At 54.9% G+C, this 15,853-nt stretch carries 17 protein-coding genes; 11 read left to right on the top strand and 6 right to left on the bottom strand.

Annotated features, from left to right (window positions below; translation table 11 throughout):
* Positions 1-33: 33 nt before the first annotated feature.
* From IB241_RS11715 to IB241_RS11705, 3 genes are read left to right on the top strand one after another with little or no spacing between them, the layout of a single operon-like run.
* Positions 34-705 carry a CsgG/HfaB family protein gene (locus IB241_RS11715; protein ID WP_192298536.1) on the top strand — a complete coding sequence of 224 codons (672 nt, stop codon included), beginning with the start codon at positions 34-36 and terminating at the stop codon, positions 703-705.
* A gap of 29 nt (positions 706-734) precedes the next feature.
* Positions 735-1,097, top strand: a complete 363-nt coding sequence (locus tag IB241_RS11710; protein WP_192298535.1) for a DUF4810 domain-containing protein — start codon at positions 735-737, stop codon at positions 1,095-1,097.
* Positions 1,094-1,744, top strand: coding sequence for a DUF799 domain-containing protein (locus IB241_RS11705; protein ID WP_192298534.1), 651 nt, complete (start codon positions 1,094-1,096; stop codon positions 1,742-1,744). The genes IB241_RS11710 and IB241_RS11705 overlap by 4 nt, the downstream gene beginning before the upstream one ends.
* 84 nt (positions 1,745-1,828) lie before the next feature.
* On the opposite strand, the gene IB241_RS11700 is transcribed toward IB241_RS11705, so the two are convergent.
* Positions 1,829-3,097 (bottom strand): M10 family metallopeptidase C-terminal domain-containing protein, encoded by a 1,269-nt coding sequence (locus IB241_RS11700; protein ID WP_192298533.1) that lies wholly within the window; start codon positions 3,095-3,097, stop codon positions 1,829-1,831.
* A 670-nt stretch (positions 3,098-3,767) separates the two neighbouring features.
* On the opposite strand from IB241_RS11700, the gene IB241_RS11695 reads away from it, so the two are divergent.
* The 3 genes from IB241_RS11695 to IB241_RS11685 all read left to right on the top strand — a co-directional run bounded on the left by IB241_RS11695 (position 3,768) and on the right by IB241_RS11685 (position 6,653).
* The gene (locus tag IB241_RS11695) at positions 3,768-5,414 is read left to right on the top strand and encodes a vWA domain-containing protein (protein WP_192298532.1); all 1,647 of its coding nucleotides are present in this window, start codon (positions 3,768-3,770) and stop codon (positions 5,412-5,414) included.
* A 76-nt stretch (positions 5,415-5,490) separates the two neighbouring features.
* Positions 5,491-6,063 carry an RNA polymerase sigma factor gene (locus tag IB241_RS11690; RefSeq protein WP_192298531.1) on the top strand — a complete coding sequence of 191 codons (573 nt, stop codon included), beginning with the start codon at positions 5,491-5,493 and terminating at the stop codon, positions 6,061-6,063.
* Complete coding sequence (locus IB241_RS11685) at positions 6,060-6,653, top strand: hypothetical protein (protein WP_192298530.1); 594 nt, start codon at positions 6,060-6,062, stop codon at positions 6,651-6,653. Before IB241_RS11690 ends, IB241_RS11685 begins: the two co-directional genes overlap by 4 nt.
* 243 nt (positions 6,654-6,896) lie before the next feature.
* Here IB241_RS11685 and IB241_RS11680 read toward each other — a convergent pair whose 3' ends face one another.
* The gene (locus IB241_RS11680) at positions 6,897-7,118 is read right to left on the bottom strand and encodes a hypothetical protein (protein WP_192298529.1); all 222 of its coding nucleotides are present in this window, start codon (positions 7,116-7,118) and stop codon (positions 6,897-6,899) included.
* A 298-nt stretch (positions 7,119-7,416) separates the two neighbouring features.
* On the opposite strand from IB241_RS11680, the gene IB241_RS11675 reads away from it, so the two are divergent.
* The 3 genes from IB241_RS11675 (at position 7,417) to IB241_RS11665 (ending at position 10,156) form a co-directional block, all read left to right on the top strand.
* A complete protein-coding gene (locus tag IB241_RS11675; RefSeq protein ID WP_192298528.1) occupies positions 7,417-7,914 on the top strand; it encodes a hypothetical protein in 498 nt (165 codons plus the stop codon).
* Between the two features lie 722 nt (positions 7,915-8,636).
* The gene (locus IB241_RS11670) at positions 8,637-9,320 is read left to right on the top strand and encodes a DNA adenine methylase (protein ID WP_412547869.1); all 684 of its coding nucleotides are present in this window, start codon (positions 8,637-8,639) and stop codon (positions 9,318-9,320) included.
* Between the two features lie 2 nt (positions 9,321-9,322).
* Positions 9,323-10,156: an 8-oxoguanine DNA glycosylase gene (locus tag IB241_RS11665; protein WP_192298606.1), complete on the top strand. Its 834-nt coding sequence runs from the start codon at positions 9,323-9,325 to the stop codon at positions 10,154-10,156.
* Here IB241_RS11665 and IB241_RS11660 read toward each other — a convergent pair.
* The 4 genes from IB241_RS11660 to IB241_RS11645 are packed head-to-tail and all read right to left on the bottom strand — an operon-like array spanning position 10,091 to position 12,900.
* Entirely contained in the window at positions 10,091-10,771 is a 681-nt protein-coding gene (locus tag IB241_RS11660) for a nitroreductase family protein (RefSeq protein WP_192298526.1), read from the bottom strand. The genes IB241_RS11665 and IB241_RS11660 overlap by 66 nt on opposite strands.
* Entirely contained in the window at positions 10,749-11,354 is a 606-nt protein-coding gene (locus tag IB241_RS11655) for a 7-cyano-7-deazaguanine synthase (RefSeq protein WP_192298525.1), read from the bottom strand. The genes IB241_RS11660 and IB241_RS11655 overlap by 23 nt, the downstream gene beginning before the upstream one ends.
* The gene (locus IB241_RS11650) at positions 11,351-12,562 is read right to left on the bottom strand and encodes a PfkB family carbohydrate kinase (protein ID WP_192298524.1); all 1,212 of its coding nucleotides are present in this window, start codon (positions 12,560-12,562) and stop codon (positions 11,351-11,353) included. Before IB241_RS11650 ends, IB241_RS11655 begins: the two co-directional genes overlap by 4 nt.
* 20 nt (positions 12,563-12,582) lie before the next feature.
* Positions 12,583-12,900, bottom strand: coding sequence for a hypothetical protein (locus IB241_RS11645; protein WP_192298523.1), 318 nt, complete (start codon positions 12,898-12,900; stop codon positions 12,583-12,585).
* Positions 12,901-13,557: 657 nt separating this feature from the next.
* Here IB241_RS11645 and IB241_RS11640 point away from each other — a divergent pair.
* Positions 13,558-14,601, top strand: a complete 1,044-nt coding sequence (locus tag IB241_RS11640) for a DUF262 domain-containing protein (protein WP_192298522.1) — start codon at positions 13,558-13,560, stop codon at positions 14,599-14,601.
* Positions 14,602-14,644: 43 nt separating this feature from the next.
* A complete protein-coding gene (locus tag IB241_RS11635; protein ID WP_192298521.1) occupies positions 14,645-15,286 on the top strand; it encodes an MAE_28990/MAE_18760 family HEPN-like nuclease in 642 nt (213 codons plus the stop codon).
* Positions 15,287-15,853: the final 567 nt, after the last annotated feature.

Raw genomic sequence — 15,853 nt, 5'->3', positions numbered from 1 at the left:
GCACCTGCTGATTTCTCACTCTAGGAGCACCCTGTGAAAGCACTGTCCAAAATCCTGCTGACCGCCGCAGCGCTTCTGACCGTGGCCGGTTGCGCCACCGAGAGCAACCGCGCGCTGCCGGTGGAGCAAGTCGCCAGCGCCAACGTCGCCTATTCAGGCGTGCGTGTACCTATCGCCGTAGGCAAGTTCGACAACCGCTCCAGCTACATGCGCGGCATCTTTTCCGATGGCGTCGACCGCCTCGGTGGCCAGGCCAAGACCATCCTGATCACCCACTTGCAACAGACCAACCGCTTCAGCGTGCTGGACCGCGACAACATGGGCGAAATCTCCCAGGAAGCCGCGATCAAGGGCACGGTGCAGAAGCTCAAGGGCGCTGACTACGTGGTGACCGGCGATGTGACCGAGTTCGGCCGCAAGGAAACCGGCGACCGCCAGCTGTTCGGCATCCTGGGCCGCGGCAAGACGCAAGTGGCCTACGCCAAAGTCGCGTTGAACATTGTCAACATCAACACTTCCGAAGTGGTGTATTCCACCCAGGGCGCCGGTGAATACGCGCTGTCCAACCGTGAAGTGGTCGGCTTTGGCGGCACCGCCAGCTACGACTCCACCCTCAATGGCAAGGTCCTCGACCTGGCCATGCGCGAAGCTATCAACCGCTTGGTCGACGGCATCAACGCCGGCGCCTGGAACCCGCGCAACTGATCAGCAACACCTCAAGGAGCAGTACACGGATGAGCAAGGCAGTGAAGTTGGCGCTGATGCTGACAGCAACCGCGGTAGTCGCCGGGTGCCACACGGCGCCCCAGCCCCTGTATCAATGGGAAAGCTACCAGCCGCAGGTTTACGAGTACTTCAAGGGCGAGCCCAAGGAAGCGCAGGTCGAGGCGCTGGAACGGGATCTGCAAAAGATCAACGCCAGTGGCCGCAAGGCCCCGCCGGGTTACCACGCCCACCTGGGCATGCTGTACCTGAGCATGGGCAAGGATGACCAGATGGTGCAGGAGTTTCGCACCGAGAAGGCATTGTTCCCCGAGTCCGCGTCGTACATGGACTTCCTGCTGAAAAACGCCAAGACCGGAGTCGCCACCAAATGAGCCTGTTGAAACTCACCGGCGCCCTGCTGGCCTTGGCCTTGCTCGGCGGTTGCGCCGCGCCGAAGACCGTCGATTACACCGCGTACAAACAGTCGCGCCCCAAGTCGATCCTGGTGCTGCCGCCGCTCAATGAGTCGCCGGAAGTGCAGGCGTCCTACAGCCTGGTCTCGCAAGTCACCTACCCGTTGGCCGAAGCCGGCTACTACGTGTTGCCGATTGCCCTGGTGGATGAAACCTTCCGCCAGAACGGCCTGACCACCGCCAACGACATCCAGGCACTGCCACCGACCAAGCTGCATGACATCTTCGGTGCGGACGCGGCGCTGTACATCACCGTTACCGAGTACGGCACCAAGTACATGCTGATCGCCAGCGACACGGCAGTGACGGCCTCGGCCAAACTGGTCGACCTGCGCACCGGCACCACCCTGTGGACCGGCTCGGCGCGGGCGTCCAGCGAGGAGGGCAACAACAACGGCGGCGGCCTGGTGGGCATGCTGATCACGGCCGCGGTCAAGCAAGTGGTCAACAGCTCGACTGATGCGGCCCATCCGATTGCCGGTATTACCAGCGCGCGCCTGCTGTCGCCGGGCCAGCGCACGGGGATCCTGTACGGTCCGCGTAACCCGAAGTACGGTACTGACTAAACCCTCGGCACCGCAGGCAAAGGCCCTTCCCGGCAATGATCGGGGAGGGCCTTTGTCGTTGTGGATGGCGTTTTTTCGGCGTTTTCAGCCACGTCGATTGTTCCAGCGATTACGGCTGCGTACGTCGCTTTGAACAATATCCTCGGGTTTGACCTGCCCATGCGTCTTGATCAGCAGGTCGGCGCGGCCATTGCCATTCAGGTCGATGGAGACACTGCCTTTGCCGGTGGCTGGGTCATACGTCAGCAGCGTTTCGCCCTCCTTGCCGCTGAAGGCCTGGACAAAATTCAGTCCCGAGACCCGGGCTTTTTGCAGGGCGCCGGACACATCGATCTTGTCGGTGCCACTGGTGAAGTCCATGAGCGTGTCGGGCTGTTCGGGGGTGGAGTCACGGGCGTCGTTGTAGACGAAGGTATCCGCGCCGCCGCCGCCACGTATCTGGTCCGCCCCCAGGCCCCCGGTGAGCCGGTTGTTGGCCTCATTGCCGATCAACGCGTCGTGGCCTGCGCCGCCGACGGCGTTCTCGATGGTGCAGCCCCTGGCGATGGACACGTTGCCCCTGAGCCCGCCAATGTCTGAAAAGGCACCGGCCTTGAGATTGATGACCTGGTTGGACCTGTAGCCGGATACGTCCAGGGTGTCATTGCCGGCACCGTCCCAGATGCAGGCGATCATCCGGTCCCGTGCGGAATTGAGGGTGTAGTAATCCCGCTGGGTATTGGAATTGAAACCGTAGGTATTGTCTTCTTTGCGGGTCTGATAATTGGCGCCGTACTTTTTCTGGATCGCGGCAATGTCATCCATCATCGGTGCGAGGGGTTTGACCCCGAGCTGTTTGCCACTGCTCTGATCGCCGAAATAGCTCATGACGGTATGGGCGCTGGAATCCTGGGCATACACGCGCTGGCTTTCCGAGGCGCTGCCGTCGTAGTTGCCGGGGTGTTTCAGGCCGAGGGCATGCCCGATCTCGTGGGTCATCACTGTGCGTGTGGCCATGCGGGGGTTGTAGAGCGTTGCGCCACCGCCTCCTCCATAGGGTGTCGGATAAGCGCCCTGTGCGGTGGGGACCCGGTTTGAGATTCCGAACGTCACCCGGCCTTCGGAGGGCCCTCCGTTCTCGGTGAATTGCAGGTTGGCGACATCACTCCAAGAGGTTAAAGAGCGTCGTGCTTCCTGTTTCTGGTACTCGTTGAACCCGCCTGGGTCGAATGAAACTGAAATTTCGGTGGTGTTGTTCCGGTTCTTGTCCTGCCACGTCGGCACGTTGCGTGTGAGCTGCTCGATGATCTGCTGATTATCGTAGGAGCGTTTGTTCACCCGGGCGATGTGAGGGTCATTTGGCCGTTGAGTCATGTCCTTGCCATCCCAGGTGTGGGGGCTGGGTTTGTCGGGGCCTGGGGGAAGCGTACGGCGCTCGGGACGCACGGGCCTGTTCTCCGGCAGAGGGGTCGGGCGAGGCATTGGGCGAGGCATTGGGGGCTTAAAAGGTCGCAGCCAGGGGTGAGTGACAAATGGTCGGATAAAGGGGCGAAAAATCGGCGGAATAGAGAAGGGCCTGATGAACCGTTGTGGGCTTGGAGGTGCGCTGTAGGGAGCGAAAAAAGTAGGCACGCCAGAATGTATTTTCATTGTTTTACCGTCACACGCTGCTTGATTTTTCCTTGGTGAAAGTCTGTAGGCAAAGTCCTTTTGCGCAGGACCAAGTTCTCACCGCTGAAAACCACTGCCAATCGCTCAAGTGTTACCCAATGGTGGTTTATCCGATGCTGTCGTAAGTTGTTGCAGTGAGCTGTGGCGTCTGTTGTTTTGCAGATGAGGCGGGGCAGAGCGGGTTCCTTTTTTGTTTGTCTTGGGGTTTTTCCTGATCGCGTCCGATGGACAACAAAAGAACCACACACGCACTTACAGGACAGGGCCATTCCCGAGCGCTGGTTTAAGAAAAATCCTCTATGTTTAACCCGAGCCCCGATCCGGTTGCGTCTGAAGGAGTGAACACATCATTCACCCCCGAGGTTCAGCCGCCATGCCCCGTCTTTTCTTGCCGCTCCTGCGCCCTGTCGCACAAGGCCTTGCCATCACCTCCTGCATGGCAATGGCAGGCTGTGGCGTGCCCACGTCCCAAGACACCGCCACGCCCCAAGAAGAAGCCGCGACGGTGATGCCCAGCGTCGCGCAGGCACGCCTCGAAGGCGCACTGGTCAAGGGGGTGGCGCCAGCGCCGATGGCGGCGCCGTTGATGATGAGTGACGAGCGGGTCAATCCATCTCGTAACGAGCCTGGGGAGCAGTACGAACGCCTGCCGGACAACCCGGTGCAGCGGGTCGCCGAAATGCCCGTTTCGACCTTCAGCGCTGACGTGGACACTGGCAGTTACGCCAACGTACGACGTTTCCTCAATCAGGGCAGCCTGCCGCCCGAGGGGGCTGTGCGACTGGAGGAAATGGTCAATTACTTCCCCTACCGTTACGCATTACCCACCGATGGCTCACCCTTTGGAGTGACCACCGAACTCGCCCCGACGCCGTGGAACCCGCACACCCAGTTGTTGCGCATCGGCATCCGGGCGTCCGACCGCGCCGTGGCAGACCTGGCGCCAGCCAACCTGGTGTTTTTGGTGGACGTGTCCGGCTCCATGGACCGCCGCGAAGGTTTACCGCTGGTGAAAAGCACCCTGAAATTGTTGGTGGATCAACTGCGCGATCAGGACCGCGTGTCATTGGTGGTCTACGCCGGTGAGTCCCGCGTGGTGCTCAAGCCTACCTCCGGCCGCGACAAGGCCAAGATCCGCAATGCCATCGAGCAACTCACCGCCGGCGGCTCGACCGCGGGCGCCTCGGGCATCGAACTGGCCTACCAGATGGCTCGCGAAGGGTTTATCGACAACGGCATCAACCGCATCCTGCTGGCCACCGACGGTGACTTCAACGTTGGCGTCAGCGACTTCGACAGCCTCAAGCAGATGGCCACGCTCCAGCGCAAAAGCGGGGTTTCCCTGACGACCCTGGGCTTCGGTGTGGATAACTACAACGAACACCTGATGGAACAGCTGGCCGATGCCGGCGACGGTAACTACGCCTATATCGACAACCTGCGCGAGGCCCGCAAGGTGTTGGTCGACCAACTCAGCTCGACCCTCGCCGTGGTGGCGCGGGATGTGAAATTGCAGGTGGAGTTCAATCCGGCACGGGTCAGCGAATACCGGTTGCTCGGCTATGAGAACCGCGCCCTGAAGCGTGAGGATTTCAACAACGACAAGGTCGACGCCGGAGAAATGGGTGCAGGGCATACCGTAACTGCGCTGTACGAAATTGTGCCGAAGGGCGAGAAGGGTTGGCTGGAGCCGCTGCGCTATGCCGCAGAGCCCAAGGCCGAAAGCAAAGCCGTTGAACTGGCGATGCTGCGTGTGCGCTACAAACCCGCTGCGGGCGGTGACAGCCAACTGATCGAGCGCCCCATCGGCCCTCAACCTGTCCAGGCCAGCGACGACCTGCGTTTCGCCGCCGCCGTGGCCGCCTTCGCCCAACAGCTCAAGGGGGATGGCCGCTACACTGGCAGCATGCGCCTGCACGACATCGCTGCACTGGCCCGCTCGGCACGGGGCGATGACCCGTTCGGGCTGCGCAATGAGTTCGTGCAATTGGTGGAATTGGCGCAAAGCCTCAAACATTGATGCCCGATGTGGGAGGGGGTTGCTTGCTCCCACACTTGATTCACCGTCGACTTTCAGAAAGGAGTTCGCCATCGACATGGCCGTTCCAGATGACCTGCCCAGCGACGAATCGCTGCTGGCCCGCTACCGGAGCGGTGACAGTGCCGCGTTCGAGGCCTTGTACGCGCGACATCGCCAGGGCCTGTACCGATTCCTCGTGTCCCTGAGCAACAAAGCCGAACTGGCCGAGGAAATCTACCAGGAGACCTGGCTCAGCCTGATCCGCAGCACTACCCAGCCACAGGGGAGGGCGAGTTTTCGTACGTGGTTGTTCCAGATCGCCCGCAACCGCCTGATCGATTACTGGCGCAAGCACAGCATCCACAACCCGCTGCACGACAGCTACGACGAACAGCTGCACGCCCAGCCCGACGCCAGCCCCGGCCCCGAGCAGCAACTGAGCCTGAGCCGCGACCAGGCGCGCCTCGACGCCGCGCTGCAAGACCTGCCCGAAGACCAGCGCGAAGTCTTCCTGCTGCGCCTGCACGGCGACCTCGAAGTGCCGCAAATTGCCGCCCTCACCAAAGCCCCGCTGGAAACCGTAAAAAGCCGCCTGCGTTACGCCCAGCAGAAACTGCGCCGGTTGCTGGCCGAGGAGATACCCGCATGACCGACTCTCGACACCCCCAGGATTCTGACGACGTGCTCATCCAGCACTTGCGTCAACACAGCACCGGCGAACCGCCCGCGTCCCTCGACGCCTTCATCCTCGCCACCGCCCGCCGCGAAGCCCCGGCACCACAGCCGAGCCTGTGGCAACGCTGGCTGCACGCCTGCCAACGACCACGCTGGCAAATGGCATTCGCCACCGTCGCCGGCCTGGCGCTGATGATCGGCGTGGTCACGCGCACGCCCGTGCCGCAGCCGGAAATCTCCACCGCGACCTTCTCCGCACGCCACGAAGAGGCCGCCAGCCCACCACCACCGGCAATGTCCGCCCCCGCGCCGGTGGCCCGGATGGCTGCTGCGCCACAGGCCGAGAGTGCGCAGGTCATGGGCTCGATGGCGGACGAGTCCCCCGCCAAACTCAGCAAGCGCGCGCCCGTGGCGTTGCCTTCGCTGGAGCAGGGGCTGCGGGAGATTGTGCGACTGCGAGACGCGCGGCAGAGCAAGGCGGCGGATGAGAAGCTGTTGGAACTGCACGAACGCTTTCCCGAAGAGGATTTGCCCGCGCGGTTGGAGGCGCTGAAACTGCGCTGACCCAACGCCCACAAAAAAGCCCCAGGTCGTTGGAGCTGGGGCTTTTTTGTCTGTGTCTGGTGGCCGGCGTCGTTTGAACTGGTCAGTAAGACGCCTGTATTTATTGGGCCTGCTTGGTTGTGCGTCGGTTAGGCATACACGTGGGCATACATGGTGCTTCTTTCTGGCCACTGCTTTCGTGGTATCCCCCCAGGATAAAGCAGTAACAAATCGTCAGCGGTGTGTTGCCATCCAGGTGGGTTATTACTTCTTCGTTCGACCTTCTGCCGCCAGTGATGCGAGGGCAAGGGTAATGAATCCAGAATTATCATCCAGCGTGTCGAGTGCACCTCGGATGTTCTGTGCTACTTCAGATGAACCTCTTTGTTCCACCCAATTTGAAAGCTCCTCAATGGCAGCCCCAAGGGCGAGCTGGTTTTCATTAAGGAGCTTTGGCAATGAGGCGAGCAGCGAGACGTCTTCCACAAAAATTCTCCACGGCAGTGACTTTGAATAGGACCAAGCGCTCTAGAGCCCATGCGGATAACACTTTTCCACAATGCTGTTGGACACGTGGTGACATCTAGGAAGCTAGCTATTTCTATCACCTTCTAAGGGAAATGAGTGGGCACGCACCTTTTTCTGTAGTGTCCCGGGTGATGGCAAAATAATGCCTATACTCCATCCGCCGTTGAGGCTTGAGAGTTTCGCGATCCTCGGTAATGGCAGCGTCAGATCTTTGTTCTGCAATCTCGTTCAATCACTTGATCGTCAAGGAGATGTCATGTCAAACATTTTGCAGTTGCTACCAAACGAACTCGTTCAAGATCCCGATTATCAGGCCGCACGCACCCTGGCACTTGAGGCCGCTAGTGCACCTATTGCGGAGGTTTCTAGTCAACCGGTGATCCTGATTTCTGCAAGGCCTACAGGCTATTGGAATAACTCAGGTATCTACATTCGCAAGGGATTGCTGCTGGCTGTGAGTTATGTTTCAGGGCAGTGGCGTACCAATCCCTACTGGGGGCCGACAGGTGCCGCTGGGAGTGATCGGTATACAGCAGGAAGTACCTACCTGAGACCTGGGGCACCAGAGGGTTCGCTCATTGGTAAAGTTGGCGGTGATCACGTTGGAGGTGGTAGCGAAACGTTCTCCATAGGTAACTATGGGTTCGTACCCCCCGATCTAGAGGGTTTGCTCTGGCTTACAGCTAACGATGAACCTAAGGGATTTGGGGATAATAGCGGTGGGATATTAGTCACCGTCAGTGTGATTTCTTAGCTCTCTATCTGAACGGCTCAGGTTCCTCCGAGCCGTTCTTCAGTCCTGACCCAGAAATCTCACCGGGGCCCCTGTGACTTTCGAGTACGCACGGGGCATGAAACCCACGGGATCGAGTTAGTGGGAGGCCTGGGAAGTTACTGAAATTTCAATCGTTGAAATTGAAAGGATTTTGAAGAAAAGAGGGCATCGTTACCGTACTGGTAACGATGCCCTCAGATCGCCCAAACGGTAGGGCAAATGCACAGGTGAACTGGAGTTCACCAGGTTCACCTGTTCACTAAGCTGGGAGGCTTCCCGCTAACACGATTCTGCGGGTTTCCGACCCCGTATCTCTTCAAATAGCCCAGAGGCCTCCGTTCATACTGAAAGGAGGGGAAAGCCACGACCTATGTCGCTGGAGGTGTTTTCCATTCTAGGGCTGGGGGAGGCTAATTTGGTGTTACAGGTGTTACAGGTGTTACTCATGTAACGATTATAATTAAGTAATTGATATATATATAGATTTTATATGCGTTGCACACGTAGTTTGCTACGCCTAGTTGCTGGTGTTACAAGTTGCACGGGTGTTACTTCTCTTGGCTGTGTTTTGAAGTGGCCACTTCCAGTTTTGGTGTACTTTTGACTAGTGTAGTTGCTGGCCGGAAGGATGGATTTCATACGGCGTGTAGCAGACCGTTCAGCGCTTATTCATTGACATCATCGTCACTTCTGACGATGCTATGTGCATGAGATATCCAGGCGGAAAAGGCAAGTGCTATCAGCGCTTGATCAATCTGATGCCACCGCATCAGACATACATCGAGTCCCACCTTGGCGGCGGTGCTGTCATGCGGAACAAGAAAGCTGCGCAGCGGAATATCGGCTTGGACATAGATGGCAAGGTCATTGAGCTTTGGCAGTCAGAGCTCTTTGGAAAATGCGAGCTCCACCAAGTCGATGCCGTATCCTTTCTCGAAAGCTATTTATTTGAGGGGGAGGAACTGGTGTATGTAGACCCTCCCTATTTCCCAGAAACTCGCCGTAGGGAAAAGGTTTATCGCTGTGACTACTTAGAAGCAGACCATATCCGGCTACTGCGATGCTTGGTTGCCCTGCCTTGCAATGTGATGCTTTCGGGTTATGACTGTGATCTCTACAACCGAGAGCTGGTGGGATGGCGTAAGGTGAGTTTTCCGGCAAAGACACATGTCGAGATGCGTGAAGAGGTTGTTTGGATGAACTTCGCTTCCCCTAGCCGTCTGCACGACACCCGCTACTTGGGGGAAACATTTCGAGATCGCCAGACCATTCAGCGCCGTCAAATTAGACTCCGCACTCGCATCGAGAGCTTGGACCCTATCGAGCGGCATGAATTACTGCAGTGGATGCAAGAGCACTATGGCAATGACGAGGAGGCCGCTTGATGATGCAACTGGGCGCTATTTTCATGGACCGCGTGGTATTCAATGTTGAGCTACCAAAAGCAGAGGCAGAGGTCATTCCAGGCGTCCCATGGGGAGCAATGGAGGCATTCCCAACACCTGCCTACTGGGCCTATCAAGTGTATGCCCGTCGGCTCACTGGTAACCGGATCAACTACAAGCTCGGTGCAACCCTGAAAGAGGAAGTTGGAGCTTGTTTGTTGGGCGGGCATGGCATCCCTGCGAACGTCGGCGTCGCAGCATTTCATCATGTGAGAGCGCGCGGTGCTTTCGGCGATGAGCCTCCGTCAGAAGATATGCTTCTTGAGTGGTTGCTGGAGCCTTTGGCGATTGATGAGCGCAAAGTGCGATACCGTTTCGCCAAGCAGAAGGCTCGCTACCTCAGTGCGGCTCTTCAGAAGCTGTCGGTGGAGCTACCTCCTCTTGCCAATGGTAAAGAGCTTCGCAACTGGCTGCTGGATATTCCTGGTATTGGTTACAAGACCGCCTCGTGGGTTGCCCGTAATTGGTTGGACGCGGACGACGTAGCTATCTTGGATATTCATATCCTCCGGGCGGGGCTCTTGGGTAATTTCTTCGAGAGTAACCTGACTGTCGAGCGTAACTACCTGGAGCTGGAAGAGCAGTTCATCCGCTTCAGCAAAGGGCTTGGCGTCAGGGCATCTGAACTAGATGCATTGATGTGGCTCGAAATGATGTCCTCTTCCGCCACGGTGCATAGCATCATGGGGATGGGCCACCAAAAATCTGAGTCAGCTGCTCGCAACCGACCCAAGAAGCGCAAGTCCAACCCCGACCAGCTTGCCTTGATCGGCTAAGGCGCTGGCCCACGGCTCTCCAGTGATGCCCAAAGGACAGAAATTGAGGCCCTGCGCTGTCGCTGTCAGTGCCATCACCCCTAGTAGAACTCCTGCATCGCGCCAAACTAGGCTGCACCCGTTCTGGTATTTACCCAGCGTCTTTCCAGGCTCGGCTATAAACAAAACCTGGATCGCTAAGCCACCGTCTAAAACCAGCATACTTTGGTTGTAGAGGCCTGCGAGATTCGTACGGGCGTGCTTTAGCTCGAGTAACTGGTGGGTTCTAGGCTCATACAGCCACCATCGATCATCATCAGGTCGTTTAATGACAATGTGAATCGGGTGAATTGCTCCGGCAGACGGCGCAGCACGATGCTCCAAATCGAATCCAAGATTCGACGCGCTACTCCATCTAGTTCGGCAGGCTACCCAGAGGAAACTTCCAAGTTGATCGTCTTTGACAGCACCGAATTCCCGATGTGATACGCGCTCATCTAATACATCGTAGAACGGCCGATTAGGACCTCCCGAAAGTAATGGTAGCGTGTAAATCTCTCCCACCTCCCACATGATTGGAGCATAGGATTCAGGAGCTGCTTTGGGCACTGGATTAGCCAGGTCGATCCAAGTCATACCCGACCTCTTGGAATACTTCCATATACTTGTTGCAACCCCGGCAATTTCCACATGCTACATGCGATTTATGGCAGCTATGGGCCCAGGCTAGAAGCCCCGGAGGAATGCCAGACTGGCGCACAAGCTCAGCGGTTGAAAACTCTATTGCGGGAGCCTCAACCACCATACCGCCCTCTTGCAATGAAAGCAGATGGCTGATCGCAGTCATGAACTCAGTCGAGCCGTCCCTATGGAAGCCATCTGACTTCACTGTGCCGAGCCAAAGGTGCGTCACGTCAAACGAAATAGCTTTCATGGCCGCCAAGGTTACCAACATTTGATTTCTGTACGGCCACCAGTCCGAGGCTGGAGCCAGGCTGTCCGCTTGGATGCCTGCCATGTCCCCGGACCCCACGGGGCTGCAGTCGATCGCAATCACATGATGGGGAATGTCTAGATGTTGGCAGATAGTCCTTGAAGCCTCAATTTCGGCTTTTGCGGCAAGTTGGCCGTAGTTAAGAGTGAACGCGATATCTGGCCGCTTCCACCAGGCGAGCGTCAAAGAGTCCATGCCACCAGAGAGCAGCAACCCCGTCTTCATAGCTCCACCGCTTCCCATACAATTTGATAGATAGCACTGACATAGTCATCGGTGATAATGCAGTTGGAGCCTTCCATCATTTTCTTATCCTGGCTAGACTCGTTTTCTGCGTAGAAAACGACGGGCTTGTTCAGTGCTCGTGCGTAACCAATCTCGTAGATCGTTCCAGAATCGAGCCCGTCACCGATTGCTAAGAGAACGTCGCAATTGCGCACCCCTTCAAGGTCTTTCTCCACAACGTCTTCAGCAGTTCCCAGGCCAACATCGTGGTACGGAGAGAATACATTCAGGCCCATAGCTAGCAGATCTCGACGCGCTTGCCCAACCATCCACAGCTCTGCGAGCGTAAAGAATGGACCGGCGAGATAGACCTTCGGTGCGTAGCCAGCGCGGTATCTTTCAGAGGGAATCAATGCCTTTGGCTTGAATCCGGCCAATAAGGACTTGTCGGGAAAACCCTGGTTCTCGCAATAGAAGGCCGTTGCGATGGACGCAATCGATGCCGCATCGTGAGCAGGTAGGCTGTTGTCCAGCCAGCCCAGTGCAAAGTGCGCGGCGAAGGTATCACCGGAACCGATCTTCCATACCCGCTCAGTGCGGTGTGCAGGTACTCTGGAAATAGCCCCATTATCAAAAACAAGGGCGCCCAGTGGCCCCATTTTGATGACAACTACCTCCGCATTCTCCTGTTTGGCCAATTCAGTCGCAATCTGTTGGGGGGACAATCCGCTGGAGCCAGATAACAAGAGGTTGGCCTCATGGAGGTTCAGAACAAGCGCTAAGTGTTTTGCTTTGGAGCCGTTAGCTCTGAAGGATTCAGGGCCTTCGGCGTTCTGAGGATCAAAAACCGCATACTCGGCGTCAACTACTGAGGTTCCATCAATCATGCCGAACCGAAGCACTTTCTCGGCAGTAACTTGAAATTGCAACCGATGATGAGTGACGCATCGAATATCAGGGGTGGAGAGTCCATGTATGTACTCAAAGGTCACACCCGACTGAGCGGCTATTGCATTAAATTTAAAGCCCTCTGCGGCTGCGCGGGCCTCTAATACTATTTGAGTGCCGCTATCGACACACGCATGTAATTCAGCGTCTCCACCAAAACGGGCAATCGCTGTTGCTGCTCGTCCTGCAGATCCATAAATATCGTCCCAAGCTGGGCGCATACAGCGCTCACGGTAGACACCGCCTACGATGGTGATCATGGAGCTCTCCTTGCTCTCAATTAGACGTGGTAAACCCGAAGCCTTACTTGCCCGCCGTTAATCTGGAGCACACGTGCTTGGTACTGCTCTCCCTGGGTCATGCAGTTACGTAGTTGGTTTAGATTCGGGTCGACGATCCCACCAGCCTCAGCGCCATTCCATAGCGCTATGACTACCTGATGGCCCATCGGTGCAAAAGCAATATCCAGAATGTTATTGACCAGCAGTTGGGCAACGACAAGAGCTTTGGGTGATGCAAGCTGGGTATCGAACTGAAGGGTAGCGCAGGAATTGGTGGGCGTAGAGGGCCCAAGATAGCTGCCGCCGGAACCAGACATAACGCACTTCCTTTGCTAGTCGAATTGAAGATGAAGAATTACCACACAGTGAAGGCAAAAAGCCATTGATTCTGCTCAAAGCTTTTTCTCGAAGAGGCTGGGCGTTTCATGCGACCGTAGGGTGGCGTAGCAGATGGAGCGCTTAACACCCCAATTAAGCCCTTGGAATAACCTGTCGACTATATGGCATAGTTATTTCCTTCGACTCCTCTGGGAAAAAACGACGGAAGCGGTATTTTCTACAAATATGAGCCTTGCTCATTCGAGCCAGACCACGCCGCTGCAGTATGTTTTTCAAGACCACGTTGATTGAACGCTAACCCCTTAATTTCTAAGCCATAAGGGTTCGAAATTTGGAAGTAAAGATGAATCAAGAGATGGCCTGCGCAGCTTCGCCCTCGTCATCCATTGGTCGACATATTCACTGCAGCCGCTTCGGAAAGGAGCGAATTCCTTGTCTATGGCGCAGCGAGGCGTAAAAATGGGCAGTCCAGAAATCTAGAGCATTAACCCCCCCCCCCCGAAGCAGCATCCGCTCGGGTCTCAGTGTCGACATGCAGTGCTGCTCACGGTATTGTTGGCCACCGAACTACATGCCCCGTAACCATTTCATCTCTTGGCGCCCCCCGAGCGAGAATAAAGTTACCAGAGGAATCTATGGATAGTACTGCAATTCAATCGCAATTAGACGCAAATCGAAGAACTGTGTCTTTCGATAGTTATGATGTTACCGTCAGACAATTGTATGACATGATTTCGGAAGATATTATCGATGTAACACCTGAGTACCAGAGGCACTTTATCTGGAACCAAGAAAGACAATCCCAGCTAATTGAATCAATTTTACTCGGGATTCCGGTGCCAAGTTTATTCATGGCCACAAACCAAGACTCCACCTGGGAAGTAATTGATGGGCTTCAACGTCTCACTACTATTGTGAACTTCATTGGTAACTCGGATATCATAGAAAAAATCAGCGAAGATTGTAAGCCGCTAATTTTGAAAGGTCTTGAAAAATTAGATACACTGAATGGACTTACGTTCAAAGATATTCCTAAGCCAATACAATTGATGTTTATGACGCGCCCAATCAGGATTACTGTGCTGAATGATAGAAGCGACTTCGGGCTTCGCTTCGATTTATTTGAAAGATTAAATACTGGCGGCGTAATTTTACATCCTCAAGAAATCCGAAACTGCGTCTATCTCGGCCCCTTCAATAGCTTCATCAGAGATTGCTCACAGTTCCAACCTTTTAAGAATTCTCTAAAGCTTGGTTCCAACGCAGAAAAAAATGGAAATATTGAGGAGCTTGTTCTTAAGTTTTTCGCATATTTTGAGTGTCGCGATCAATTTGTTCACAGCGTTAAAGGTTTTCTTAACGATTACATGGCAAATAAATCGGAAAGCTTTAAGAACAAGAAAGCCCTCAAAGATCTGTTTGAAAAAACATTCACCCTGCTGGAAGCACATTTGCCAGATGGTATTGTTAGATCTAGCAGGAAAAATACAACGCCTCTTGTCCTATTTGAAGCAGTCGCAATTGGCGTCGCCGATGCCTTGAATGCTGGAAAGGCTGTGAGCCCTAAAAAGCTCAAAGCGCTGCTGGATAATAAGACCCTCACAGGCCTAACTACCGGAGCGACCAACAGTCGGAAAAAAGTAATCGACAGAATAAAGTACGTAAAGGATAACGTATAGTATGAGTTATGAGGGTGTAAGAGCGTTATCCAGAGAGCGACTCATGGAAGTCCAGCAACTCTTAAATCATATTGTTTTTCTTGAGCCTGATGATGCGATTATCCCTCACCCCTCAGAAGTAAAAATTCTACGAGGTTTTTTTTACGTACACCTTTACGCTGCGTTAGAAAAAAGCATTAACGAGGCGGTGCAACTCACGCTGCGCTTAATAGCTTCACATAATATCCCTGCAAGACATTACGAACTTAGTTTTGGTAGCGTATTCACAAGAGGGCGATTGCAGGCATTTAAGAGTTGTAGCTTCAAGTCCTATAACGAAAATGCCTTATCGATATTTAGTTGTCTTGACTCTTCGGATACGATGAAAATTGATGAGGCTCAGTTTTCGGATACGCTGATGAATGTGTGGACAAACTCAATCCTTGAAGTCTTTAAATCTTTCGGAATTATAGGGTTTGAAGTTGAGCCGAGGGTGCGCACAACCATAGATGAGCTCGTAGAGAATAGAAATAAAGTGGCGCATGGCAGAGAAAGCGCATTAGTCGTAGGGGAAAGGCACCGTTCAAATATATTGCGTGATAAATACTCTATAACTACATCTTTTATAGATGCGGTCATTATTAGTCTTGAGGGCTTTTACAATTCTCGATCCTTTCTTAAGGAAAGTGAGCGGCACGCCTATTGATCAAGTAGTTGGTTTTTGAAGTTCTTGAGCATCGAAGCATTGCAGAAAAATCGGGACTGTTATGTTTTACTCATATGTCGATTTACGAGAGCCTTAATATTAATGCCATTTGTTACTCCGTATAATATGAGCTGGAAGTCGACGAGGCATCATGACTAGCAAGTTTAGCCTCTCGGTCCACCCGTGGCCTTAGCCAGCGGTGCTCTCTGTTAGCCTCTATACCCTGTATATGACAGTGGCAGCCGGCCAATCGGGTTTGTGTGAACACGCTTTCCTATTGAGCAGCGCTTGGTGTGTAGAGAACCGTATGCTCAGACTGAATTCAGATCAATGGTTCTCTCATTTGTGGATTGAATAGTGCGGATGACGGGTATGGGTAAACAGCCCGCTAGTGCGGGCTGATTCGGGGTTATGCAGCGAGTAGGTCGTCAAAGGAAATGTTACGGGCCGCGGCTGCCAAATCGGAGCGTTCAAGTCTCGAATGGAAGGGGCCGAAGCGAGGCACCTCAAGTCCAGACAAGGCATCGCCCATTCCACCCTTTAGGTAGCTGACGGTAAGTATCCGAG

The organism is Pseudomonas sp. PDM05, from assembly GCF_014851685.1.
GTDB lineage: Bacteria > Pseudomonadota > Gammaproteobacteria > Pseudomonadales > Pseudomonadaceae > Aquipseudomonas.
This window is presented reverse-complemented; position numbering and strand designations above follow the sequence as displayed.